The following is a 609-nucleotide window of genomic DNA, read 5'->3' on the forward strand; positions in this document are numbered from 1 at the left end:
ATTAGTTAACGTCACATTTTGAATAACTTCTTGAAGTTCGAAATCTTGTTTCTGCAAAGCTTTTGAGGTTGCTTCCAAGTAAGCATGTCCATATTTCAAGTCAGGCTCAAGATGGCAGCCCTCCCCCCATTCGTTCCAAGCATTAATGAAAATGTATTGATGGTGCTCAGAATTAAAGGCTTCAGTGAACTCCACAAGATATCTTAACCAATAGCGATAGAGCATAGGCGATGAGTTAATAATGGAGTGGGGATTATTCTGCCTGCGAGCGGTATTATCCCATGAAGGAATGATACCACGATACCACACGTAATCCTTCGACTTCGTCTGTATTCCTTGTGCAGCAACTTTTGGGTAGTCTACAATTCCGCCAGCGAAGTTTGGATTAGTTATATGCGGCATATCAGTTGGTCTATTTTCTGGGGTTATAAATTTGTGAGGCGGGAATTCAATCGCCGAGTCAAAGCCCCAAATTCCAGGATCATCGATACCATAAAATTGAACGGCTGCCAAATGTAAATCCTCAAAGCCAGCCTTCTTTGCCTCTTCTCTCCAAATACGAGCAGTACTCTTCATATCCGGGAATAAATCTGTTCGGTACACGATAAA

General features: G+C 42.0%; 1 protein-coding gene. It reads right to left on the reverse strand.

The genetic code is table 11. The features are described 5' to 3' along the window. A partial coding sequence (locus KIH86_RS10710) for a glycoside hydrolase family 99-like domain-containing protein (protein WP_268964144.1) occupies nt 1-603 on the reverse strand: 603 nt, incomplete at its 3' end. Nucleotides 604-609: the final 6 nt, after the last annotated feature.

Source organism: Paenibacillus sinensis (assembly GCF_019904155.1).
In the GTDB taxonomy this organism is placed as follows: domain Bacteria; phylum Bacillota; class Bacilli; order Paenibacillales; family Paenibacillaceae; genus Paenibacillus_AQ; species Paenibacillus_AQ sinensis.